Below are 23,233 nucleotides of genomic sequence, written 5' to 3'. Positions count from 1 at the left end.
GTCAGGCCGATGCGGCCTGCCGGGAGCCGTGAGGCACAGCTGTCGCGATCCGCTGCCCGGGCCACGGCAGCGGCCAGCACGCCGACTCCGAGGGCCGCTCCCAGCAGGGTGGGCAGTGGCCGGCGCAGAAACGACCCCGCGGCGAGCAGCGTCACCGCTAGCGCACAGCCCGGGGCCCCAAAATGCAGAAGGCCGGTCGCGAGACCGGCCCCGTAGGAGAGCGTGAACAGAACCGACGGCGGTGGCCTCACCGCCGGCCGCCGCGGGTCAGGCCGGCGCGCGTTTCCCTCGCCCGCAACGGGGCGCGAGAGTGATCTTGCGGAGTCCCTCCATCATCGCGACCTCGATGGCCGCACGGCTCTGCTCCTTCACCAGATTGACCTCGGTGAGCACCGAGCCTGGCAGACTGGCGACGTAGCGGGCCGGCACCCGGTTGAGGGTGAAGACCAGGGCGTCCGCCCGGCAGACATCGCACCCGCAGAAATCGGGGAAATGCGGGCGCATGGCGTCGTACGCCGCGATGACGTGCTCCTCGACCAGGTTGTGGATCACAAGACCGCCAGTGCGGGCGTGACGACTGCCCCGGTGAAAGTGGAACCAGTGGTGCCGGTGAGGCGCACCGTGTGGTACTCGCCGACCGAGTGCGCCGGCAGCTCCAGCAGGACGAGATGATTGCCCCGGGTGCGGCCCAGCATGAGATCTCCCCGCTTGGCCTGGCGCTCCACCAGCACCTCATGGATCTGACCCACTCGTGCCGCATTCTTCCGCCGGGCGTTGGTCCGCACCGTCTCGATGAGTCGCTCGAGGCGCGCGGACGCCACGTCGTCGGGCACGTGGTCTCGCAGTCGCTCCGCCGGCGTGCCCTGGCGCACCGAGTACTTGAACGTATACGCGTCATCGAAATCGGCATCGGCCGCCAGGCTCAACGTTTCCTGAAACTGTGCATCGGTCTCGCCGGGGAAGCCGACGATGATATCGGTGGAGAACGTGATGCCCGGCATGGCCGCCCGGAGCTGGCTCACCACCTCGAGATAGCGCTCCCGGGTGTAGCGCCGCAGCATCCGCCGGAGCACCGCGTTGGAGCCGCTCTGCACCGGCAGGTGCACGTGCCGGCACACGGCCGGCGTTTCGGCCATGGCCTGGATGACGCGAGGCGTGAACTCGGTGGGGTACGGACTGGTGAACCGTACCCGGCGGATGCCTTGGATGGCGCCGACCGCCCGAAGCAGGTCGGCAAAATCGTGCTGGCCGTCGTGATAGCTGTTGACGGTCTGCCCCAGCAGAGTGACTTGGCTGGTGCCCTGGGCCGCTAGGGCCGTCACCTCGCGGACCACGTCCTGCAGCAGCCGGCTCCGCTCCGGCCCCCGCGTGGCCGGGACGATGCAGAATGTGCAACGGTAATCGCACCCGCGCTGTACCGTGACGAACGCGGTGGGACCGGTTTCGCGCACCGGCGGAACATCCTCGTAATGCTCCCAGGCGCGAAACTCGGTGTCGCTGGAGCGCTGGCCGCCCTGGGCAACGCGGATGAGCTGGGGAAGATTGCGATAGGCATCGGGGCCGACCACGAGGTCGACCCGCGGCACCCGCTCGAGCAGCAGCGGACCCAGCCGCTGGGCCATGCATCCGATCACGCCGAGCACGCTGCCCGGGCGCTTGTGACGCTGCAGCTCGCCCATGCGGCCGATCACCCGTTGTTCCGCGTTATCCCGGACGGCACAGGTGTTGACCAGCATCACGTCCGCCTCGGCCGGCTCCTCGGTGCGGGCGTAGCCTTCGCGGCCCAGGATGCCGAGCACCAGCTCGGAATCGGCCACGTTCATCTGGCAGCCGTAGGTCTCGATGTAGAAGCGCGGGCTCATACGCGGCGAAAGATACCCCGTCAGGGTCGGACCGTCACACCCACGGATACGAGGAATGCGCGCTCGGAATACGCCCCCGCCGAGCGCCAAACGTGCTCCAACCCGAGATCGATGCCGGCTCGCTCCTGGGCAAAGCGAAGGCCGGAGCCGATCGAGACGCCGAGCTCGTGCGGCTGCTCGCCGACCAGGATCGGAAACGGGAGGGAGCCATAGTGGATGCCGAGGCGGAGCGGCCGGCGGGACGGCCGCTTCGGGTCCGGGGTGTACTCCCCACCGAACGCGAGGTCGATGGTGTTGTCGGCGCCGGTGCCCCCCTGCTCGAGCAGATCGCTGTTCGCGCCGGACCAGGTGCGGAACAGCCCCTGGCCGGCGAGTGCGAGCCTGGGACGCACCTGCCAACGCAACCCCAGTCCGAAGGTGTACGGCAAGTCGACCCGCGAGACATCGGCGGAATCCCGGTCGATCCGGGCGCGCCCGTCCGATCGCACGATCGCCGCGACCGCGAAGCTCGGGCTGAAGCTGCCCATCAATCCGAGCTCGACCCCGACCCCGGCGAACGAGATCTCCGAGTTCTGGCTGGACTCCTGGTACACCGTGTCGGCAAAGGCCCGGCGGGCCGTTACCCGATTGGTTCCAGTGAGCACGTGAAACGACCCGCCCACCGACCAGTGTTCCTGGAGCCGGTACGCCCCGGCGATGCTCAGGTCGCTGAGGCCGCCACGCGAGGTGACGGTATCGCTCACCGGCACCAGGACGTCGCGAAGCAGGATAGTGTCCGCCGTGGCTAGGGTGAAGTCGCGGCTAGTGTAGTTGGAGAAGCCGAGGCCGACCGAGACGGGATACCGCCGGAGCGGGCCGCCCACGGTCATCTGAGGGAAGCGGCTCTCGCGAAGCGACGCGGTCCCTGCAGGGTTCTCCACGTGGCGGAAATCCTCCATCCCGCTGAACGTCGCCGTCAGCGCCGAAGACCCGGCGAGCGCCGCCGGGTTGAGACTCGATTCCGGATCGAACAGCCCGAAGGCGCCGCCCGCCCCGAGCGCGTGCACCGAGAGCGACCGGCCAGGAAGCCCGAGGCCGCGGACCCCGAATTGAGACGATTGCCCGGTGGCGGCGGCCGGCGCCCCCGCAAGCAGCACCAGCAGGAGGACTCGGCGCACTAGGGAATCTCGAAGGGGAATGGGAGCTGGTACGTGATCAGCAGTCGGGGAGGCCCCACTGGGGACCCGGCGTGCGTCGATCCGAACGTGGGCCGCGTGAACGTCGCCGCCTCCGGATGGAGGATCAGAAAGATGGCCGGCGGCCGGTCGGTGGCCGACTGCCACAGCCTCACCAGACGGGTCACCTCGAGCCGCAGGGTGTCGCTCGAGCCCTGGGGCAGCGTGTCGGTCACGATGAATCTGGCGTCGGTCGTGACCGGCGACTTGGCCCCCAGATCGGCGAGCACGGCGCGAGCGTCGATGGTAGCCCGGTCCCCCGGCAAACCGAGCAGTGGATGGGCAGGAATCAGCTCCAGCGTGGCGCGAACGATGGTGGCCGAGTCCCTGAGCTGGGGCGGCAAGGAGAACCGGACGATCGAGCGGGACGACGAGTCGCCACCTACCGTGAGCAGCGTCGGGTCGGGAGCCGGGCGATTCTGGGTGACGAAGGTGTTGAACGTGGTGGCGCGACTCAGGAACTGGTGCTTGACGGACTGGGTGGTGTCGGGCACGTCCACAGTCAGATACGCGACATAGGTGGCGCCGTTACCGCCCGCCAGCGAGCCCAGCCGGACACCGGTCGGCGCGGCGGCGGTAAGACGAATGCCCATGCCCAGCACGCCGCCGGTCCCCTTCGGGATCGCCACCCGGCTCACCTCGCTGCCCCGGAGCATCGTGGTGATTGCACCGGTGTGGACCGAATCCGGGACCGCGATGGTGTCGATGAGGTTGGCGCTCACCGTCTGGGGATCGACGCTCGCGAAGGTCGCAGTGCTGTCCACCGCGGACGTCAGCCGGTAGAGCAGCAGCTTGAGCCCGCTCACCAGCGTGTCTCGGGCAACGAGGTTGAGCGTGATCAGCACCGAGTCCACCACGTAGGCCCGCGCGGTGTCCCGGACGGCGATGGAGTCCTGCAGGCTGACGAAGCGGTAGACCGCGCGGTCCTCCGAGATGGCGAGCCCGCTGGAGGCCAGCAGCGCCACACCCTGCCCGGGCGCCACATAGGTGTGGAAGCTGCTGTCCAACCCGGCCAGCGGGGCCAGCACCGACTCGGAGAGCGTCTGCGGGCCGCCGGGACAGAGACCCGGGCACTCGGCCGGCGAGGTCAGCTTCTCCTGACACGCGGTGAGCACCCCCGCCAGTCCGATTACGGTGCCGAGCCCGATGAGGGCACGCCTCACGTGAGCTGTTCCTTCCCGAACGCCGCCGGAAGGAGCTCGGCGAGGGTCCAGGTCATCCCCCCGGCCGGGCCGACCGCCTCCACCTGAAGCTGCAGCCCGAACTCCGCCAGCACCTGGCGGCACGCGCCGCAGGGAGCGGCAGGCGGGTCGGCATCGGAGACCACGATCGCGCGGCGGAAGCGGTGCAGACCGGCGCTCACCGCCGCACAGATAGCCGCGCGCTCCGCGCAGATGGTCAGTCCGTAGGAGGCGTTCTCCACGTTGCAGCCGACGACGATCGTCCCGTCCTCCGCCTCCAGGGCGCAGCCCACCCGGAATTTCGAATAGGGTGCGTAGGCCCTCTGCTGCACGGCCCGCGCCGCGGCCATCAGGGGATCAGTCAATCCAGACCTCAGGCAGAAACGACGTGCCCGCCGGCAGCGGCGGCACGTCTAGGAAATCGGCCACGGTCTGGCCGACGTCGGCGAACGTGGGGCGCCGGCCGAGCGGAACCGGCCGCACCCGGGGGCCGACGACCAGCAGTGGGACGACCTCGCGCGAGTGATCGGTGGATGGCGTGGTCGGGTCGTTGCCGTGATCGGCGGTAAAGATAACGAGGTCCTCTTCCCGCATCCGATCGAGCAGTTGCGGCAGCACCCGATCCAGGGCGAGCAGCCCGGTATGGAAACCCGCCACGTCGTTCCGGTGACCCCAGCTCTGGTCGAACTCGATGACGTTGGCGAGCAGCAGCCCGCGATGCATCGACATCAGCGCGCTCGCGATCAGACTGTACGCTTCGGCGTTGGTGGCCGTATGGATGCTGGAGATGCCGCGACCGGCGAACAGATCGTCCACCTTGCCGACGCCCAGGCGTGGCACGTGGTGCTGCGCCAGCCGGTCGAGCAGCGTCGGCCCCGGTGGAGGCAGACTGAAATCCTTTCGGCGCGGGGTTCGAGTCCAGGCGCCGGGCTCGCCGCTGAAGGGTCGGGCGATGACTCGGGAGACCCCGTGCTCGCCCTGCAGCATCTCACGGGCGGCGGCGCAGGCGGCATACAGCTCCTGCAACGGAACCGTGCTCTCGTGCGCGGCCACCTGGAAGACGCTGTCGGCCGACGTGTACACGATCCAGCTCCCGGTGCGCCGATGCTCGGCGCCGAACTCGTCCAGAATCAGGGTACCCGACGCGGCCTTGTTGCCCAGCACGCCGCGCCCGGTCCGGCGGGAGAACTCCTCGATCACCTCCGACGGGAAGCCAGCCGGATAGGTGGGAAACGGCGCAGGAAGGATCAGCCCGCAGAGCTCCCAGTGTCCCGTGGTGCTGTCCTTGCCAGGGCTCTTCGGCTCGCAGACCCCGAACGCCGCGCGCGGCGCGCCTACGGCCGCGACTCCCGCCAAAGGCGCGCACCTGCCGAGGCCGAGCTCGCCGAGATTGGGCAGGTCGAGGCCGCCGACCTTACGCGCCAGGTTGCCCAGGGTATCGCTCCCGCTATCGCCGTACTCCGCGGTATCGTGGGCCGGCCCGATGCCCAGGCCATCGAGGACGATGATCGCCGCGCGGCGCATCACGCCTTGGGCATGGTCTGGACAAAGTGGAAGCGGAGGGCCGTCAGTGCCTGATCGAGCAGTTGCTGCTCGTCAGCGTCCAGACGTCCGGCCGTCTTTTCCGCCAGCATCCCGAGCGTGTCGATCAGCGCCTGGGCCACCTTTCGTGCGTCGGTCGCATCACCGGTCTCCGGTGGGAGCTGGCCCTGGAGCGCGGCTTCGGCCTGGTGCGCCAGCCCCAGCACCAGGGAGGCGAAATGGGGATTCATGATGCTCTCCGATAGCGGCGCGGGACTCGCGACCCGATTCCAGTGAGGAGCTCGTAGGAGATCGTCCCCGCGGCCCGGGCCTGCTGGTCGAGGGAGACGAGTCCGCCATAGAGAGTCGCCACATCGCCGGCGGCTACCGCGTCGCCCTCCACGGCGACCATCGTCATGTCCATGGTGACCCGCCCCAGCACCGGCGCCGCGCGCCCGCCGATCTCGATCACTCGCGGCGGTCGGGCGCCCGGCTCGCAATCGCGAGTTGCCCGAGGGAAGCCGTCGGCGTATCCGGCGGCGATCGTCGCCACGCGGGTCGGCGTCCCGGCCCGCCATGTGGCGCCGTAGCTCACCGTCTCCCCGGGAGCGACGGTGCGCACTGCGAGCACCCGGGCGCGAAAGGCCGCCACCGCGGCCGGTTCGAGCCCGCCGGCCGCGCCCCCGTAAAGGAAGATGCCCGGTCGGATCAGATCGCCAGCGTAGCGGCGACCCCGGAGAGCGGCGGCGCTGTTGGCCGCGTGGACCAGCGGGGGTCGGCGGGGAAGCGCGGCGAGGAGTCCCTCGAATCGTGCCCACTGGACCTCGGTCGATGCAGGATCCGAGTCGGCCGAGTGGAAGTGGGTGAAGACGCCTTCGAACCCGGGGGCGTCGGCCAGCAGCGCGCCGACTGCCGCCAACCCTGCCGCATCGTCCCAAGGGATGCCGGCGCGATGCATTCCGGTGTCGAGCTCGAGATGGAACGGTCGGGAGCTACGCCGGCACCACGCGGCCAGGGCCTCGGGATCTCCGATGGCTGGTCGGAGGTCGTGGGCCAGGTAGGGTTCGCTCGCCTCCGGAAGCATGGGGCTGGCCACCAGGATCGGCCGGGCGATGCCGGCCCGGCGAAGCTCCGCTCCCTCCTCGACCGTTGCGACGCCGTATCCCCAGGGATCGATCGACTCCAACGCCCCCGCGACCTCAGCCGCCCCTAGACCGTAGCCGTTAGCTTTGACCATCGGCAGCAGCCGACTGCCGGTGACCGACGCCAGCGCGCGCGCGTTGGCCACCAGCGCGCCCAGATCGACATCCACCCAGGCCCGGGCCGTATCGGGAGACAAGATCATATTAGGGCGGCGGTATCTTATCTGTCACGAGGGATAAATGCAAGAGAATTCAGCGCTTGGGCGTGCCCTCGCAATGGTGCGCGACCTCCGGGCCCGCTGCGCCTGGGACCGGGCGCAGACCCGGGAAACGCTGCGGCCGTATCTAATCGAAGAGGTGCTGGAGCTGGACCACGCGCTGGGTGAAGGCGAGCCCGATGCCATCAGGGGTGAGCTGAGCGATCTGCTGCTTCACCTCGCCTTCCAGCTGGTGATCGCGGAGGAGCGGGAGGAGTTCACCGCGGCCGCGGTGGCCGACGATCTCGAGGCCAAGATGAAGCGCCGCCATCCCCACCTGTTCGACTTGGGCGAGGCGGAGCCGTGGGAGCGAATCAAGCGGAGGGAACGGCGGGGCCGCACGCTGGCGGGCATTGTCCCCACCCTTCCACCGCTGCTCAAGGCATTTCGGCTGCAGGAGCGAGCGGCATCGGTCGGGTTCGACTGGCCCGACGTGCAGGGGCCGGCTGAGAAGGTGCGAGAGGAGCTGACCGAGGTGGAGGAGGAGCTGCGGCGGAGCGGCGGACGGTCCCGCGCCACGGCCGCCGATCCGAACGCTTTAGCCCCGGCCACCGACGCGCTGACCAACGAGGTCGGCGATCTCTTCTTCGCCGCCGTCAATCTGGCGCGGAAAGCCGGTGTGGACCCAGGACTCGCCCTGGAGCGGGCCAATCGGAAATTCCGAAACCGGTTCGACGCGATGGAGCGCCTCGCGGCCGAGCGCGGCATCGAGATGACCGAGGCGGGCCTGGCGGAGCTCGATCTGCTCTGGGACGAAGTGAAGCTGCAGGGTGCCGAACCGCCGAGGGCCAACGCTCAGGGATAGAGCCGGTGGATCTGGCGGGGAAACGCGATGGCTTCGCGGATATGGGGGATGCCACAGATCCAAGCCACGGTGCGCTCGATTCCCAGGCCGAAGCCCGAATGCACGAACGTCCCGTACCTTCGGAGGTCGAGATACCAGCGGTAGGCGTCCGGGTCGAGCCCCTGCTGCTCGATCCGGGCCAGGAGGAGCTCGTAATCGTCCTCCCGCTGAGATCCGCCGATGATCTCGCCGTAGCCTTCGGGCGCCAGGCAATCGTTGTTCAGCACCGTCCGCGGGTCGGCCGGGTTCTCCTTCATGTAGAAGGCCTTCACCTGCTTCGGGTAGTTGTAGACGAAGAGCGGACGGTCGTACTCCTTGGCCAGCAAGGTCTCGTCGTCGCCGCCCAGGTCCCCGCCCCACTGCATGTCGGAGCCAAGCTGATTGAGCCGGTCCACCGCGTCGGTGTAGGAGATCCGGGCGAACGGCGCCCGCACCCGCTCCAGCGGCGCCGTGTCCCGCTCCAGCTCCTTCAACTCCTCCTTGCGCCGCTCGAGCGCCCGTGCCACGATGTAGCTCACGAACGACTCCTGCAGCTCCATGTTGGCATCGGAGTCGTTGAACGCGACTTCGGGCTCGACCATCCAGAACTCGGTCAGGTGCCGCCGGGTCTTCGACTTCTCCGCGCGAAAGGTGGGTCCGAAGCAGTACACCCTGCCCAGCGCCGCGGCCGCCGCTTCCACGTAGAGCTGGCCGGTCTGGGCCAGGTAGGCCTTGCCCAGATCGAAGTACTCGGTGGCAAAGAGATTCCCGGCCTCTTCACCGATCGCGCCCGTCAGGATCGGCGTGTCCACCAGGGTGAACCCCTCCTGGTAGAAGTAGTCCCGGATGGCCTGGACCACCTCGTGGCGCACCCGGGCGACGGCCACCTGGCGCCGGCTGCGGAGCCACAGGTGTCTATGCTCGAAGAGGAACGTCGTCCCATGCTCTTTGGGGGTGATCGGGTAGTCCACGCTGGGACCGAGCACCTCGAGGCCGGTCACCGACATCTCGTGTCCCCCGGGCGAGCGGGCCTCCTCCCGTACTACGCCGGTCAGCGCCACACTGGTCTCCTGGGTCAACCCGGCAAACGCCGCCCAGGCCGACTCCGGAACCTCCTTCTTGGACAGGACACCTTGCACCGTTCCCGAGCCATCCCGGATGACCACGAACGCGATCTTCCCGCTCGACCGGGTGGTCACGACCCAGCCGCGCAGGGTAACCGTCTCCCCCACGTGCGTGCGCAGATCGCTGATCCGGATCGTGGCCATGCGTCATCCATTGTCGAGACGGGGAAATCACGCGGAGCGTTGAGTCTAGTCCTCCTCCTGGGGGCCGTCAACGCGGCGTGCGCCGTGGTTTCGCACCATTCTTCGGCGGTGGCGCCGGCCGAGGCCTCCGGAGGACCGGCGACGGTCTGGTCAGCGAAGGCCGGCCGGAGGTGGACCGGGCCCTTCGTGATCAGGGGCGACACCCTGTTCGGCGCCGGAGTCAACCGGAAGGTCTATGCCGTGGACCTGACTCGTGGCAACACCATCTGGTCGGCCCGGCTCTCGGGGCTGATCGCCGGAGGGGTGGTCCTCGCTGGAGATACCGTCTACGCCGCCACCAGCCGCCCGCAAGGCGCGGTCTACGCCATGGCACGGGCCACGGGCAAGCGATTCTGGCGGACCAGGCTGGACATCGTCGGTGCCCCACTCAGTCTGATCGGCGGCACCCTCGTCGCCGAGACCCAGGAAGGCCAGGTGGTCGGACTCGATCCAGCGAGCGGCGACGTCCGTTGGCGCCGGCGGCTTGGCGCCTCCCGGATTCCGGCGCTCCCGGTGGATAGCGGCGCATTCATCGTGGCTACGACCGACTCGCTCTTCCGGCTTGGTGCCGGCGGCAAGGTGCTGCACAGGGCGCCGTCGCCCGGCGTGATCCTCTCCCCCTGGATACGGGTCGGCGGCAGACTGGTCGCGGGGACCACCGACTCCCTGGTGGTGTCGATCCGGCTTGCCGACCTCCGGCCGGCGTGGCGGGTAAGGGTGGACGCCCCGGTGGTCGGCGCGCCGGCGGTCAGCGGCGACACGGTGTTTGCGGTCTCTCGCCGGGGCACGCTCTACCGGATCACCGGCGACTCCGCGACTGCGGCGCAGCCGATCGTCACCCTCTCCTGGCCGGTGACCGCCCCCGTCACCCTGCTCGGCGGCGCGATCCTGCTGGGCGGCGCGGACGGAACCCTCCGCGCCTTCCGGCCCGAGAATGGGCGGGAGCTCTGGCGCCTTCGGCTCCTCGGGCCGATCGAGCTGAGTCCGGCCCGGCTGGCCGACGGCATGCTCGCCATCGGGGGCAACGGCGACATCCATCGGTACCGCCAATGAACCGACGACTCGGCTCGCTCCTCGCCCTCATCCTCCTGGCCAGTCCGGCGCAGGCGCAGGGTGTCGGGCCTCTGGTGAAGTACGGCAAATGGGCGCTCGCGGCGGGAGCGCTGGGGATGAACCTGCTCGCCGCCAAGGCGCACAATCGGGCGGAGGACAACTTCGACGCACTGGAGCAGCGCTGCTTCTCCAACGAGCGGGCCTGCGATCTCAACGTGTCGGGCCGCTACTCGGATGCCAGCTCGGAGCTCTTCTATCAGGAGTCGCTCCGCTACGACCGGCAGGCGCGGCGCCTGCTCTTCGGCGGCGAGACCGCGCTGCTCGGCGCGGCGGCGATGTTCGTCTGGGAGCTGACCCGGAAGACCCATCGTCCGGATATCGTGCCGTTCAAGCCGGAAGTGCGGAAACTGCGGGAGGCGACGGGGGTGGGGATTAGCGTGGGGTTTTAGGGTGATCACACCCGGAGCCGTTACCCTCGAGGGTCACGGTGTGCGCCTCGAGCCACTCGATACCGCTCACCTTGAGGGCCTCATCGCGGCCGCCTCGGACGGCCGCCTCTGGGAGCTGTGGTTCACCTCCGTCCCATCCCCCGACCAAACCGCGGCGTACATCGCGGACGCGCTCGCGGGCCAGCAACAGGGTGTCATGCTGCCGTGGGCGGTCCGGGATCTTCCGAGCAATGCGATCGTAGGCTCGACCCGCTATCACGATATCATGCCCAAGATCGATCGGGTCGAGATCGGCTACACCTGGTACGCCGCCAGCCGGCACCGGAGTCACATCAACACGGCCTGTAAGCTGCTGTTGCTGTCTCACGCATTCGACACGCTCGGGTGCCAGGTGGTGGGCCTCCGAACCGACAATTTCAACTTTCGCTCCCAGCGTGCCATCGAGGCGCTCGGCGCGAAGAAAGACGGCGTGCTCCGGCATCACCACGCTCGTCCGAACGGCACGGTCCGCGACACCGTCATGTACAGCATTCTGGCGACCGAGTGGCCCGATGTCCGCCAGCACCTGGAGCACCGGTTGAGGTCACGAGGCGGTGGCCCCTGCGGCATCGACGCTCCGACCATATCGTAGGGGAAGATCATGCACACTCAGACACTGCTCGTCGCCCTCACGGCGGTGAACGTAGGCGCCCTCGGCTACCAGTCGCTCCACCGCAAACGGTGCTGTTGCGATTGATGAGCCCCGAGGGCAGGCCGAATGTGAAGCTCGGAGCATCCAAAGTCGGCTCCGCCCTGCTGATCGGCGGTGCATCCGAGGCGGTGCCGGTGACATTGTGTCATCAAGGCCGGAGAGGTCCACGGTTTCCGCTGCATAGCGACGGGCCGCTGGTGCAGCTCGATGTGCATCTCAGCCCCCGGTTCATTCAGGAGAACCTGGGCTAAAGAGGATGTCCGCGCACGGCCCCGCCGCTGATGATGACCGACCCGCACCCCTACCCCACCCGGAACAGCTCCACCGCCCGCGGATACCGCCCCACCGCGCGCTCCCGGAGCCGCTGGTTCTCCACCCGCTGCAGCGCCGGGTCGGCGTCGATGAGTCGGACGGCGAGCGCGCGGGCCCGGGTCAGCAGGTCGTCGTCCGCCGGCAGCCGGGCGTGGCGGAGCTCGAACCCACCCGACTGACGCGCGCCGATCAGGTCGCCCATCCCCCGCTCCTCCAAGTCCAGCTCGGCGATCCGGAAGCCGTCCTGGGTGGCCGCGAACGCGTGCAGCCGCTCCGGCGCCGGGCCCTCGGAGAGCAGGATACAGAAGCTTTCATCCTGGCCGCGCCCGATCCGGCCGCGCAGCTGATGCAGCTGTGCCAGCCCGAAGCGCTCGGGATGCTCGACCAGCATGATCGTGGCGTTGGGGACGTCGATCCCCACCTCGATCACCGTCGTGGCCACCAGCACGTCCAACTCGCCCGCGCGAAACCCGCGCATCACCCCGTCCCGCTCTTCGGCCTTGAGCCGCCCATGCACCAGTCCGACCCGGAGCTCGGGCCAGCGGGCCGCGAGGGTCTGGGCCATGGTGCTGGCGGCACGCACGTCGGCCCGCTCGGACTCCTCGATGACCGGCAGCACCACGTAGGCCTGCCGCCCCTTGCTGCACTCTCCACGCACGAACTCCAGCACCCGCTCGCGCTGCCCGCCGGTGCGCAGTGCGCTGCGGACGTGGCCGCGGCCGGGCGGCCGATGCCGAATGGTGGACACGTCCAGATCGCCGTAGAGCGTGAGCGCGAGCGAACGGGGGATCGGCGTGGCGGTGAGCAGCAGTACGTCGGGTGCCGCTCCCTTGCCGATCAGCGCCGCCCGCTGCTCCACCCCGAACCGGTGCTGTTCGTCGATCACCACCAGGCCCAGCCCGCGGAACGAGACGCTCTCCTGCATGAGCGCGTGGGTGCCGATGGCGAGCCGTGCCTGCCCCGATGCCAGGCGCGCGCGCACCGCGGTCTTCTCCGCCGCCGTCTGCCGCCCCAGCAGGAGCTCCGGGCGAATCGATACCGGCGCAAGCAGCCGTTCCAGCGTATCCGCGTGTTGCTCGGCCAGCAGCTCGGTCGGTGCCATCAGCGCGGCCTGATAATCGTTCTCCAACGCCAGCAGCATGGCGAAGAGCGCCACCACCGTCTTCCCGGTGCCCACGTCGCCCATCAGGAGCCGGTGCATCCGGTCTGGCGAGGTCATGTCGGCAGTGATCTCCCGGAGCGCCTGCTGCTGATCCGCGGTGAGCTCCCAGGGGAGGCTGGTCTTGAGCCGAGTGGTGAGGTCTCGCTTCACGGTGAACGCGACGCCGGTCCGATGACGTTTGGCCACGGTGCGCGCGCGGATCAGCATCAGCTGCAGGTCGAGGAGCTCGTCGAAGGCGAGCCGACGGCGGCCCAGCTCTGCTTCGGCGGCCGTGGCCGGACGATGGACGGCGCGGAGCGCGTCCGCCAGCGTGGGCAGCTCGAGCGACCGGCGGAGCTGCTCTGGCAGGACATCCTCGGATAGGGCGATCAACCCATCCAGGTGCCGCTCGATCAGCCCACGGAGCACCTTGTGGCTCAAGCCCTCGGTGGCCGGGTAGACCGGCAGCACCTTGCCGGCGGCCAGCGGCTCTGATTCTTCCTCCGAGTCGGCATCCGACAGAATGACGAACTCGCGGGGCGCCATCTGCCGGCCGTGATAGAAGCGCACCGGCCCGGATACCAGCAGCGTCTGTCCCACCGCGATCGTCCGGTCGAGAAACGCCTGTCCTGGCCAGACGCACTCCAGCACGCCGCTATCGTCCCGCAGCACCGCATGAAAGATCCGAAGCCCGCGCCGGGTCGGCACCACGCCCTTGGCCATCACCCGGCCGACGCAGGCTACCTCCTGCCCCACCTCGGCACGGACCAGGGGAGTGACGGTGGATGCGTCGATGTAGCGATGGGGAAGGTGCCACAGGAGATCGCGTGCGGTGCGGATGTCCAGCCGCTCGAGCTGCTCGGCGCGGCGCTCGCCGATGCCCTTGAGGAACTTGACCGGCGTATCCAGCCTGAGCGACTGACCTTCCCGGGTGGCTCTGGGCGGCATCGGGGCAGGCCCGGTCAGCGGGCTCCGGCGGGAGCCTCGGACAACAGGTGTTGGGCGAATCGCTGCGGCTCGAACGGCTGGAGATCGTCCAGCTCCTCGCCCACGCCGAGAAAGCGGATGGGCAGGCCGAGCTCACGTCGCAACGCGGCCACCGCCCCACCCCGGGCGCTTCCATCGAGCTTGGTGACGATGACCCCAGTGGGCTTGACCGCCTCCGCGAAGAGCCGCCCCTGCTGCACGGCGTTCTGGCCCACGGTGCCGTCCAGCACCAGCAGCGTTTCGTGAGGCGCGCCCGGCAGCCTGCGCGATACCACGCGGACCACCTTCCGCAGCTCGTCCATGAGGCCTTCCTGGGTGTGCAGCCGGCCCGCGGTATCGATGATCACGGTGTCGAGGCCGCGGGACGCCGCTGCATCGATGGCGTCGAACGCCACGGCCGCGGGATCCCCACCTGGCGCGCCCGCCACGGAGGCGGCACCCAGCCGCTCGGCCCAGACCTGGAGCTGGCTGATGGCGCCGGCGCGGTAGGTGTCGGCCGCGGCAAGGAGCACCTTGCGCCCTTCGCGCTGCAGCCGCCGGGCGAGCTTGGCCACGCTGGTGGTTTTGCCGGTGCCGTTCACACCCACGACCAGAATGACCGTAAGCCCGCTTTCCGCGCGGGCGATGACGCCCGGCTGCCCCTCGGCCTGCAGCATGCCCGCGAGCCGCCCTTCCAGCGAGCGCCGGAGGTCGGCCTCGGTCTTGAGCTTGCCCCGGCGCACCTCGTCCTCCAGCGCCTGAGTGAGCTCCACCGTGGCGGTGACCCCGAAATCGGCCTCGATCAGCACCCGCTCCAGGTTCTCGATGTCGTCGGCGTTGAGACCCCGCATGAGGGCCCCGACATCGGTGAGCGCGACGCGTTTGATGCGCGACCAGAGGCTGTCTTTCCTGTCGATCAGTCTACCGTTTGCCATGCCCAAACTTACACCCCTCCTAGCGCAGCCCCAGTCTTCTCCGCCCGAGCCACTCGCCGGCCAGCCCGAGGACGCAGAGGCCGAAAAGCCAGATCCAGTCCCGGGCAGCACTCCGACCGGTGGCGCGTCCGGCACGCGCCTGGTGCGCCGCAAGCGTCGCCGGCCGTGGCAGCAGCTCGTCGGAATACTCCTCCACCGCCACGGTGCCGTTGCCCCCCGTGGCCAGCCGGTACTGATACTCGCCCGGGGCAAGCCAGACCGTGGCTGTGCCGGCGCCGTCGAACCGGAGCGTATCGGTCCGCGCCGCCCCGTTACCGCTCCAGCCAATGCCGAGCGGCTCCGGGGTGCCGGTGGCGACCCACTCGAAAATGACGGGCCTCCCGTTGCTGACCACCGCTCGCACCGGCCTCGCGGCCCCGCGGGCCGAGTCGGCCCCGCCCAACAGCCAGCTCGCGGTGGATGCCACCCATGCCCGATAGCTCTGCTCGCTCGAGCCGCCGCGGAACGCCCACCGCCAGAGGCCGTCGACCGCGACGAACACCCGGCGGACCCGCCCCTCCTGCCGTCCGAATACCGCCGGCCGCTGCGCACCCCGGCGGCCGAGCTGGGCGTTGAGGGCGATCCAGTCGCCGGGCGCGGTCTCGAGCGTGCTGAGCTGAATCGCGGGTGGGAAGGAATCCACGGGCTGGCCGAGAAAGGCGCCGGAAACGGGTGATCCTTCGGCAGGGACCAGGTACCAGTCGCCGGCGATCTGGGTCTGACGTTCCTGGCCGGCGGGCCAGCTCCAGATGCCACGCGCCGCCGTCCCTTCCGCCAGCCGGCCAACGCCGCCCTTCTGGATGAGCAGGTCCGCGCGGCGGGCCGCCTGGCGAACCTGCGCCGCCGGCACCACCGACAGATCCGCCATCGAGCGCCAGCGGTCGGGGTCGAGCCGCACGAACCCGCGCACCGGAAGCTGGGCGACTTCGCGCAAGGTGCGGTACAGAAAGCGCGCATCCCAGTCTGCCGAGCCGGCCAGCAGCACCACGCCCGGCGTCGGGGCGATGGTGACGAGATGGAGCCGGGTATCGGTGCGCGGCTCGGCGTCGCTCCAATGGGCCAGCGAGATCCGCAGCACCTGCTCGCCGGTGCCGATCGCCGCCGAGCCGAGGGTGAGATGGATCCGGCCGCCCCCGGCATGGAGCCGCACGATGCGGCTGGCGAGCCGGGTCTTTCCCGCCATCGCCTGCACCACCACGCTGTCGGGCGCCCCGCCTCCGACGGCGGACACTTCGACGTCCAGCGGGATCGAGTCCCCGGCGGTCACCCGCGCCGGCCCAGTCACTCGGGTGATCGCGACGTCGGGTCGGGCCGCGCGGGGAAAGAGCCGGACTCCAGCCCTGGCGAGCAGATCCGGCGGCAGATCGCCGGCATCCTCGATCTCGCCGTCGGTCACCACGATCACGGGCCGGTCGGAGGCGGACGCCGCGATGAGGGCCGGTGCCAGGAGCGAGCGCCCACGCGATGCCGCCGAGTCGTCGCCCGGCCGCTCGTCGCCGAAGCGGCGCACGTCGCCCCGGCGATAGGCCGAGTCGCGGGCCTCCGCCCACCTGCCCCCGGGACCACCCATGCTCAGCGAGGCGTCGAGTAGCACCAGCGGCCGGCGTGGAGCGGCCGCCACGGGGCAGCTCACGTTGAGCAGCAGCAGCCCGAGTGCCGACCAGGCGAGCGCGCGGCAGGCGAGCGGCACCCAGCCGCGCGCGCCGGTCCGCTCCAGCCGCAGGTAGGTGAACGCGGCCAGCGCCAGCGCCAGTGCTATGACGAGCGCGACGCGCATCCCGCGGCCTCGAGCGCATCGGCCAGGCCGAGCGTCCCTTCATAGAGCGCCCGACCCACCACGACACCCGCCAGGCCGGCCCGTCTCACGGCTCGGATATCATCGAGGCTGGCCACGCCGCCGCTCGCGATCACGTGGCCGCCACCCGTCTGCTGCAGACTCACCGCTCCCGGGATGTCGGGCCCGCCCAGCAGACCGTCGCGCGCCACGTCGGTATAGATCAACGTGGTGACTCCCTGCCCAACCACCCTTCGGGCGAGCTCCTCTGGGCGAAGCGTGGAGGTCTCGGTCCAGCCGCGCAGCGCCACCCAGCCGTCCCGCGCATCGATCCCCACCGCCATCCGCGCCGGACCGAGGATCTCGGACGCCGCCGGCACGAACTCCGGATCGATCGCCGCGCTGGTGCCGACCACGACGCGCGCGACCGCCAGGTCGCGCGCCTGCCGGATCCGGTCGAGCGAGCGAAAGCCGCCGCCCAGCTGGACCCGCACGCTGGCGCTGACCGCGTCCACCACCCGGCGGACCACCGCGTCGTTCTCCCCATCCCCGAACGCCCGATCGAGGTCCACCAGGTGGATCCAGGGCGTGCCCTGCTCGGCGAACCGCGCCGCGACCGCGACCGGGTCGTGCCCATAGACGGTTTCCCGCGCCGTCTCGCCCTGGCTCAGGCGGACGACCCGACCGCTCCGAATGTCGATGGCTGGGAAGAGGTCCAAGGGAGGCGGCGGGCCCGGCGCCACGTGCCCGCGGTTAGGAGCCGATCGCGACGGTCGATCGGGGATGCAGCAGCAGCAGCAGGCGGTCCCGCTCCAGCTCGAACGCCGGCCGCTGGCCAGGGCTGATCGGCGCGCCGTTGCCGAGCTCGACCCGGCGGGAGTCCTTGGCCACTCCGTTCACCCGAAACTCGTAGTGCAGGTGCGGGCCGCTGGCCAGGCCGGTGGATCCGACGTACCCGATGATCTGCCCCTGCTGCACCCAAGCGCCGCCCCGAACTCCCCGGGCAAAGCCGCGGAGATGACCGTAGCGCGTGGTGATGCCACTGCGATGGCGAATCTCGATCAGGTTGCCGTAGCCACCGGCCCACCCGGCACGCAGCACCACCCCATCGCCGGCGGCCATGACCGGCGTACCCGGTGCGGCGGCGTAGTCGGTGCCCTCGTGGCGCCGGGTCAAGCCGAGAATCGGGTGAAATCGCGACCGGGCGAACCCGGATGAGATGCGGCGGAACTGCACCGGTGCACGGAGGAAGGCGCGGCGGAGGGAGTTGCCATTCGCGTCGTAGAACGCGGGACGGCCCTCACCCTCGTAGCGGAAGGCGGTGAGGCTCTTCCCCGACATGGTGAGGTCGCTCGCGAGCACCCGGCCGAAGCGCACCTCGCCATCCTCGGAGATGAGCCGCTCGAACAGCACCTGGAACCGGTCGCCCGCCTGAATGTCACGGGTGAAGTCGACCTGCCAGGCGTAGACGTCGGCCAGGTCCCAGGCCAGCCGCTGCCGGTCGGCCGCGTCGAGCTGGTCGTCGCCGACCTGCGCGTCCAGTGCCTCGTACAGCGAGTTGTCGATGGCGCCTTCGATGCGCACCTGTTCCGGCCGCCACTGGATCGGCTCGACGGCGGAGTCCCAGTGATCGGCCACCCGCTGGAAGCTGACCCGGTGCTCCGGCGCGCTCCGGACCGTAATGCGGTTGGGGAACGAATCGGCCGGCCCCTGGCGGAAGCTCAGCACCAGGCCGGGGCGGAGCCGCCGCGGGTCCAGCGCGAGCGCGGGGTCGATGCGGGAGAGATCGAGATCCACCACACCGTGGCGCGCGAACACGTCGGAGATCGTCTCGCCTCGATGGAGGGTATCGACCGTTTCGGCCGAGAGATCCACGGCCGCCGGTGCCACGGCCGGCCGGCTGACCGGCGTCTGGCGCGCTCGGGAGAATCGCGCCGCGCCGGCGAGCGCGGCCGCGATGATGCCGACCGACAGGACGGCCCCCAGGATACGCCGGGGGCCGCCGGAGAAACGCCCGAACGACATCAGTCCATCTGCCGTCGGATGAAGGTGGGGATCTCCATCTCGGGCACGTCGGTCGTGCCGGACGGCGGGCTGTGCGGCATCCGCGGAGCCGCGCGGGGCGTCGGATTGGCCGCGGTCTGCGGCGCGGGCATGGCAGGCGCCGAGGGACGCGGCGGGCGCTGGGCCGGGAAGTTGAGGACGCCCGCGGCGCCGGAGGCGCGGCTGAGCGGCGGGTCGCTGGCCACCGCGCGGTCGAAGCCAGTGGCGATGACGGTCACCCGCACCTCGCCGTGCATCGCCGCGTCGTTCCCGGCGCCGAAGATGATCTCGGCCTCGTCGCCCACCGCGTCGTGAATGATGTCGTTGATCTGGGTGGTTTCGCCCAGCGTGAGGTCATCCCCGCCGATGATGTTGATCAGCACGCCGGTGGCCCCGGCGATGGAGACGTTGTCGAGCAGCGGGCTGGAGATCGCCTGCTGGGCCGCCTCCAGCGCCCGGCTCTCGCCCCGCCCGATGCCGGTGCCCATCAGCGCGGCGCCGCCGTTCTGCATGACGGTGCGGACGTCGGCGAAGTCCACATTGATGATGCCGGTGCTGGTGATGAGGCTGGCGATGCCCTGAGTGGCGTGAAGCAGGACCTCGTCGGCCTTCTTGAGCGCGTCCTGGAAGGGGATCCCTTTGCCCACGACAGCGAGGAGTCGTTCGTTGGGCACCACGATCATGGTGTCCACGTGCTTCCTGAGCTCCGCGATGCCCAGCTCGGCCTGCTTCATCCGCCGCCGCCCCTCGAAGAGGAACGGCTTGGTGACGATGCCCACGGTGAGCGCCCCGGATTCTCGGGCCATCTGGGCCACCACCGGTGCCGCCCCGGTACCGGTCCCGCCGCCCATGCCGCAGGTCACGAAGACCATGTCCGCGCCCTGGACCGACTGACAGACCTCGTCGCGCGTCTCCTCGATCGCCTGGCGGCCGATCTCGGGCCGCGCGCCCGCCCCCAGCCCGCGGGTGAGCTTTCGGCCGATCTGGATCTTGATGTCCGATTTCGACATCGCCAGCGCCTGCGCGTCGGTGTTCACCGAGATGAACTCGACTCCGCCCAGCTGGTCCTCGATCATGCGATTGACGGCGTTGCCGCCGCCGCCACCCACCCCGATCACCTTCATCCGGGCGGTCTGGACCCCGCTCTCTTCCAGCTCAAAGATCATGGTTTGTTTCCTCGGCCCGACTCAGAAGAAGTCCTGGAGCCACCGTTTCACCGGAGCGAGCACCTTCTCGACCGCGGGCGATTTCCGGCCGCCGGTCCCCAGCCCGCCGCTCAGCGCGACCTGCCGCGCGCCATAGAGGACCAGGCCAGCCGGTACGGCCATCCGCGGTGATTCAACGCTGTCCGCCAACCCACGCAGCCGCTGCCCGGGGATTCCACAACGGGCCGGGAGCGCGAAGACCTCGCGGGCGAGCTCGACGATGCCCGGGGTCAGTGCGCCACCTCCGGTGAGGATCACTCCAGCGGGTAAGCGCTGATGATAGCCTGCGCGCGTCATCTCGTCGAGCGCGTACTCCAGCACTTCCTGCAACCGCATGTGCATGATGTGCGCGAGCACCCGTCGCTGCGCGTTGCGCGGGCCCTGTCCGGGCGTGCTCGGCAGATCGAAGACATCGCTCTCGGGCACCAGCGGCTCGAATCCGGCGCCGAATCGCTCCTTCAGCCGCTCCGCGTCGAGCTGGGTGACCTGGAGCCCATGCACGATGTCCGCGGTGACGTGTCCGCCGGCGCAGAGCAGCGATCCGGTGTGCCGGATCTTCCCGTTGTGAAAGATCGAAACGTTGGTGCTGCCGCCGCCCAGCTCCACGATGGCGCAGCCCAGCTCGATCTCGTCCGGGGTCAGCACGGCGAGTGAGGCGGCCAGGGGCTCCAGCACGAACTCGGCGACGTGATAGCCCGCCCGCTCCACGCACTTCCTCAGGTTCTGCAGCACGCTCGACAGCACGGTGACGAGATAGACCTCGGCCTCGAGCCGGGAGCCGGTCATGCCGATCGGCTCGTTGATCCCGCCCTGCTGATCGATCAGGTAGTCCTGGGGGATGGCGTGCAGCAGCTCGTGGTCCCGCCCGAAGCTGATGTTGCTCGCCATGTCGTTCACCCGGGCGACGTCGCTGGTGCGGATCTCGTCGCCGGTGACCGACACCATCCCGTGGGAGCTCCTGCCCGCCACGTGCTCGCCCGCGATGCCGCAATAGGTCGAGCCCACCTCGACCCCAGCCATCCGCTGGGCGCCCTTCATCGCCTTGTCGATGGCGCGGGTGGTCTCCTCGATGTCCCGCACCACGCCCCGGCGGCTGCCGTTGCTCCGCTCCACTCCGACGCCCAGGATCCGGGCCCCCACGTCGCGCGGGCTGCCGGTCACTTCGGCGATGAGGGCCACCACTTTGGTCGATCCGAGGTCGAGCGCGGCCACCAGCCGCTGGGGCTGCGCGCTCACGCCCGCGCGCCCCGCACGATCACCTGGCCGGCGACGCGCCCGTCGAGTTCCTGGTATGCGCGCCCTTGCCGGGCCAGCGCCTGCGCCACCGCCATCACCGCTCGAATGTCCTCCGCGGAAACCCGCGCCCCGAACCAGAGGCGCCGCCCATCCACCTCCAGCACCACATCCGGACCAACTCGCCAGGCGGCATCGATGCGCCCGAACAGGTCGAGATCGGAGTCGCGCACCGTCGCGAGCACGCCGGCCAGGACCGGGTCCGCCGAGCCCGCCAGCGGGAGATCCGGCGCCGCGGCCGCCGGATCGAACGGGAGCACCCGGCCGCCCGCGTCCACCATTGCGAGGCCGTCGCCACGAGGAGCGAGTGCCACCGGCACCGCCTCGCTCACCTCGACCAGCAAGGTGCCCGGCACGTGGCGTCCGACCTCGGCGGCGGTGACACCCGGCAGCGCGAGCACCCGGCGGGCGAGCGGCGCCGGATCGTCGAACACGCTCGCCTTGGACGAAAGGCGCAAGGCGGCGATCACCTTGGACGGTTCAAGATACTGCAATCCGCTGATCTCCACCCGCCTCACGCGAAAGAACTCGAGCTCGCGGAGGAGCGGAGGTGCACCGAGCCAGACGGCCGCGCAGAGTCCGGCGGCGCCGAGCAGCTTCCCTAATGGCCTCAGGCGCCCAGCCACTGCACCAGCTCGGGGCCGACGCGGGTGATGTCACCCGCTCCGAGCGTGAGGACCACGTCGCCTGGCTGCAGCGACTCGAACACCTGCCGGCCGACCGCCGCCCTGGCGGGCTCGAATCGCGCATCGGCGCCGGCCCGGCGCGCCGCATCGGCAACCTGCCGGCCGCTCACGCCCGCGATCGGCTGCTCCCGCGCCGCGTAGACTTCGGTGACGAAGACCAGATCGGCCTCCGCCAGCGCCGCCCCCATGGCCTCCCCGTGCGCCTCGGTGCGGGAGTAGAGATGCGGCTGAAAGACCGCGACCAGCCGCCGGCTGGGAAACGCCTGCCGGGCGGCGGACAGCGTCGCCGAGAGCTCCGAGGGGTGGTGCGCGTAGTCATCGACCACCGCCACCCCGCCATGCTCGCCCAGGCGCTCGAATCGGCGGCCGACCCCCTCGAACGCGCCCAGCGCCTCCGCGGCCGCCGAGAGGTTTCCGCCCAGCGCCTCGACCGCCGCCAGCGCGGCCACGGCGTTCCGCAGGTTGTGCACTCCCGGCACCTTGAGCCGGAGCGGCACGGCCCCACGCCCCTGGAAGGTGACCCGCGCCTCGGTGCGGTCGGCCCGCTGCACCACATCGGAGATCCGCACCTCCGCGTCCGCCGCGAAACCGAACTTCCGGGCCCCGGTCCGGAGCCTTCCCGCTATCCGGCGAGCCCCGGGATCGTCCGCGCTCACGATGGCGGTGGCAGCTCGCCCGGCGAACTCCACGAAGGCGTCCTCCAGAGCGGCCAGCGAGCCGTAGCACTCCAGATGATCGGGCTCGACGTTGTTCACCACGGCCACCGTCGGGTGAAGCGTGAGGAACGCCTTGTCGAACTCGTCCGCCTCGACCACGAACAGCTCGTCGCTGGCCAGCCGCGCGTTGCCACCCCAGGCGCTCACCCGTCCGCCGGCGATGCCGGTCGGCGCCAGGCCCGCGGCCGTCAGCGCTTCCGTGGTCATCACCGTAGTCGTGGTCTTTCCATGCGTTCCCGCGACCGCCACCGAGCGTGCCCGTCCGATGAGTGCGGCGAGCGCCTCCTTCCGCGGGACCACCGGGAGGCCGAGCGCGTGCGCGCGCTCCAGCTCGGGATGGCCGGCCACCACCGCGGCCGTGACGACCACCGCACGCACTCCTTCGAGGTGGGCAGGATCGTGCCCCTGGAAGATGGGCACGCCCATCGCGGCCAGATCGGCGGCGCCGCTCGGGTCGGCGTCGCACCCGCTCACGGCAATCCCGCGGCGGACGGCGATCAGCGCAAGCGCACTCATGCCGGCGCCGCCGATTCCGACAAAGTGAACAGGACGGCTATCCGCGGGGTTGAACAAGTTCATGATGGATCAGCTAATGTAAGTAGTTGCTGCGGGTTCTGAAAGTC

At 70.1% G+C, this 23,233-nt stretch carries 23 protein-coding genes; 4 read left to right on the top strand and 19 right to left on the bottom strand.

Translation table 11 applies throughout. The features are described from left to right. From VHR41_18240 to alr, 9 genes are all read right to left on the bottom strand, one after another. The coding region (locus tag VHR41_18240) for a hypothetical protein (GenBank protein HEX3236140.1) at positions 1-251 on the bottom strand (251 nt) is incomplete at its 3' end. Between the two features lie 16 nt (positions 252-267). After that, entirely contained in the window at positions 268-552 is a 285-nt protein-coding gene (locus VHR41_18235; GenBank protein ID HEX3236139.1) for a late competence development ComFB family protein, read from the bottom strand. Beyond that, entirely contained in the window at positions 549-1,862 is a 1,314-nt protein-coding gene (gene miaB, locus VHR41_18230; GenBank protein ID HEX3236138.1) for a tRNA (N6-isopentenyl adenosine(37)-C2)-methylthiotransferase MiaB, read from the bottom strand. The genes VHR41_18235 and miaB overlap by 4 nt, the downstream gene beginning before the upstream one ends. 20 nt (positions 1,863-1,882) lie before the next feature. Next, entirely contained in the window at positions 1,883-3,019 is a 1,137-nt protein-coding gene (locus tag VHR41_18225; protein ID HEX3236137.1) for a hypothetical protein, read from the bottom strand. Next, positions 3,019-4,239 carry a hypothetical protein gene (locus VHR41_18220; protein HEX3236136.1) on the bottom strand — a complete coding sequence of 407 codons (1,221 nt, stop codon included), beginning with the start codon at positions 4,237-4,239 and terminating at the stop codon, positions 3,019-3,021. Before VHR41_18220 ends, VHR41_18225 begins: the two co-directional genes overlap by 1 nt. Beyond that, a complete protein-coding gene (locus VHR41_18215) occupies positions 4,236-4,622 on the bottom strand; it encodes a cytidine deaminase (protein HEX3236135.1) in 387 nt (128 codons plus the stop codon). The genes VHR41_18220 and VHR41_18215 overlap by 4 nt, the downstream gene beginning before the upstream one ends. Then, positions 4,615-5,781 (bottom strand): phosphopentomutase, encoded by a 1,167-nt coding sequence (locus VHR41_18210; protein HEX3236134.1) that lies wholly within the window; start codon positions 5,779-5,781, stop codon positions 4,615-4,617. Before VHR41_18210 ends, VHR41_18215 begins: the two co-directional genes overlap by 8 nt. Continuing rightward, positions 5,781-6,029, bottom strand: a complete 249-nt coding sequence (locus tag VHR41_18205) for a DUF1844 domain-containing protein (protein HEX3236133.1) — start codon at positions 6,027-6,029, stop codon at positions 5,781-5,783. Before VHR41_18205 ends, VHR41_18210 begins: the two co-directional genes overlap by 1 nt. Next, entirely contained in the window at positions 6,026-7,123 is a 1,098-nt protein-coding gene (gene alr, locus VHR41_18200; protein HEX3236132.1) for an alanine racemase, read from the bottom strand. Before alr ends, VHR41_18205 begins: the two co-directional genes overlap by 4 nt. Positions 7,124-7,160: 37 nt before the next feature. Between alr and mazG the strand changes: the two genes are divergently transcribed. Next, positions 7,161-7,982 carry a nucleoside triphosphate pyrophosphohydrolase gene (gene mazG / locus VHR41_18195; GenBank protein ID HEX3236131.1) on the top strand — a complete coding sequence of 274 codons (822 nt, stop codon included), beginning with the start codon at positions 7,161-7,163 and terminating at the stop codon, positions 7,980-7,982. On the opposite strand, the gene asnS is transcribed toward mazG, so the two are convergent. Next, positions 7,973-9,268, bottom strand: coding sequence for an asparagine--tRNA ligase (gene asnS, locus VHR41_18190; protein ID HEX3236130.1), 1,296 nt, complete (start codon positions 9,266-9,268; stop codon positions 7,973-7,975). The genes mazG and asnS overlap by 10 nt on opposite strands. A 39-nt stretch (positions 9,269-9,307) precedes the next feature. Here asnS and VHR41_18185 point away from each other — a divergent pair, with 39 nt between their 5' ends. Genes VHR41_18185 through VHR41_18175 form a run of 3 tightly spaced genes read left to right on the top strand, consistent with a single transcriptional unit; the run spans position 9,308 to position 11,440 of the window. Then, positions 9,308-10,360, top strand: coding sequence for a PQQ-binding-like beta-propeller repeat protein (locus VHR41_18185; protein HEX3236129.1), 1,053 nt, complete (start codon positions 9,308-9,310; stop codon positions 10,358-10,360). After that, complete coding sequence (locus VHR41_18180; GenBank protein HEX3236128.1) at positions 10,357-10,809, top strand: hypothetical protein; 453 nt, start codon at positions 10,357-10,359, stop codon at positions 10,807-10,809. Before VHR41_18185 ends, VHR41_18180 begins: the two co-directional genes overlap by 4 nt. A gap of 40 nt (positions 10,810-10,849) precedes the next feature. Beyond that, positions 10,850-11,440, top strand: coding sequence for a GNAT family protein (locus VHR41_18175; GenBank protein ID HEX3236127.1), 591 nt, complete (start codon positions 10,850-10,852; stop codon positions 11,438-11,440). A 361-nt stretch (positions 11,441-11,801) separates the two neighbouring features. On the opposite strand, the gene recG is transcribed toward VHR41_18175, so the two are convergent. The 9 genes from recG to murC are packed head-to-tail and all read right to left on the bottom strand — an operon-like array spanning position 11,802 to position 23,189. After that, positions 11,802-13,901, bottom strand: coding sequence for an ATP-dependent DNA helicase RecG (recG, locus tag VHR41_18170; GenBank protein HEX3236126.1), 2,100 nt, complete (start codon positions 13,899-13,901; stop codon positions 11,802-11,804). Positions 13,902-13,915: 14 nt separating this feature from the next. Beyond that, positions 13,916-14,854, bottom strand: coding sequence for a signal recognition particle-docking protein FtsY (ftsY, locus tag VHR41_18165; protein ID HEX3236125.1), 939 nt, complete (start codon positions 14,852-14,854; stop codon positions 13,916-13,918). 19 nt (positions 14,855-14,873) lie between these two features. Beyond that, positions 14,874-16,670 carry a hypothetical protein gene (locus VHR41_18160; GenBank protein HEX3236124.1) on the bottom strand — a complete coding sequence of 599 codons (1,797 nt, stop codon included), beginning with the start codon at positions 16,668-16,670 and terminating at the stop codon, positions 14,874-14,876. Beyond that, positions 16,649-17,386, bottom strand: coding sequence for a 1-(5-phosphoribosyl)-5-[(5-phosphoribosylamino)methylideneamino] imidazole-4-carboxamide isomerase (locus VHR41_18155; GenBank protein ID HEX3236123.1), 738 nt, complete (start codon positions 17,384-17,386; stop codon positions 16,649-16,651). The genes VHR41_18160 and VHR41_18155 overlap by 22 nt, the downstream gene beginning before the upstream one ends. Before the next feature lie 34 nt (positions 17,387-17,420). Then, entirely contained in the window at positions 17,421-18,692 is a 1,272-nt protein-coding gene (locus VHR41_18150) for a M23 family metallopeptidase (GenBank protein HEX3236122.1), read from the bottom strand. After that, the gene (gene ftsZ, locus VHR41_18145) at positions 18,692-19,876 is read right to left on the bottom strand and encodes a cell division protein FtsZ (GenBank protein HEX3236121.1); all 1,185 of its coding nucleotides are present in this window, start codon (positions 19,874-19,876) and stop codon (positions 18,692-18,694) included. The genes VHR41_18150 and ftsZ overlap by 1 nt, the downstream gene beginning before the upstream one ends. Before the next feature lie 21 nt (positions 19,877-19,897). After that, a complete protein-coding gene (ftsA, locus tag VHR41_18140; GenBank protein ID HEX3236120.1) occupies positions 19,898-21,151 on the bottom strand; it encodes a cell division protein FtsA in 1,254 nt (417 codons plus the stop codon). After that, entirely contained in the window at positions 21,148-21,834 is a 687-nt protein-coding gene (locus VHR41_18135) for an FtsQ-type POTRA domain-containing protein (protein ID HEX3236119.1), read from the bottom strand. The genes ftsA and VHR41_18135 overlap by 4 nt, the downstream gene beginning before the upstream one ends. Further along, complete coding sequence (murC, locus tag VHR41_18130; GenBank protein ID HEX3236118.1) at positions 21,819-23,189, bottom strand: UDP-N-acetylmuramate--L-alanine ligase; 1,371 nt, start codon at positions 23,187-23,189, stop codon at positions 21,819-21,821. Before murC ends, VHR41_18135 begins: the two co-directional genes overlap by 16 nt. Between the last annotated feature and the right edge of the window lie 44 nt (positions 23,190-23,233).

This window comes from Gemmatimonadales bacterium, from assembly GCA_036265815.1.
Lineage (GTDB): Bacteria > Gemmatimonadota > Gemmatimonadetes > Gemmatimonadales > GWC2-71-9 > CAVVWJ01.
This window is presented reverse-complemented; position numbering and strand designations above follow the sequence as displayed.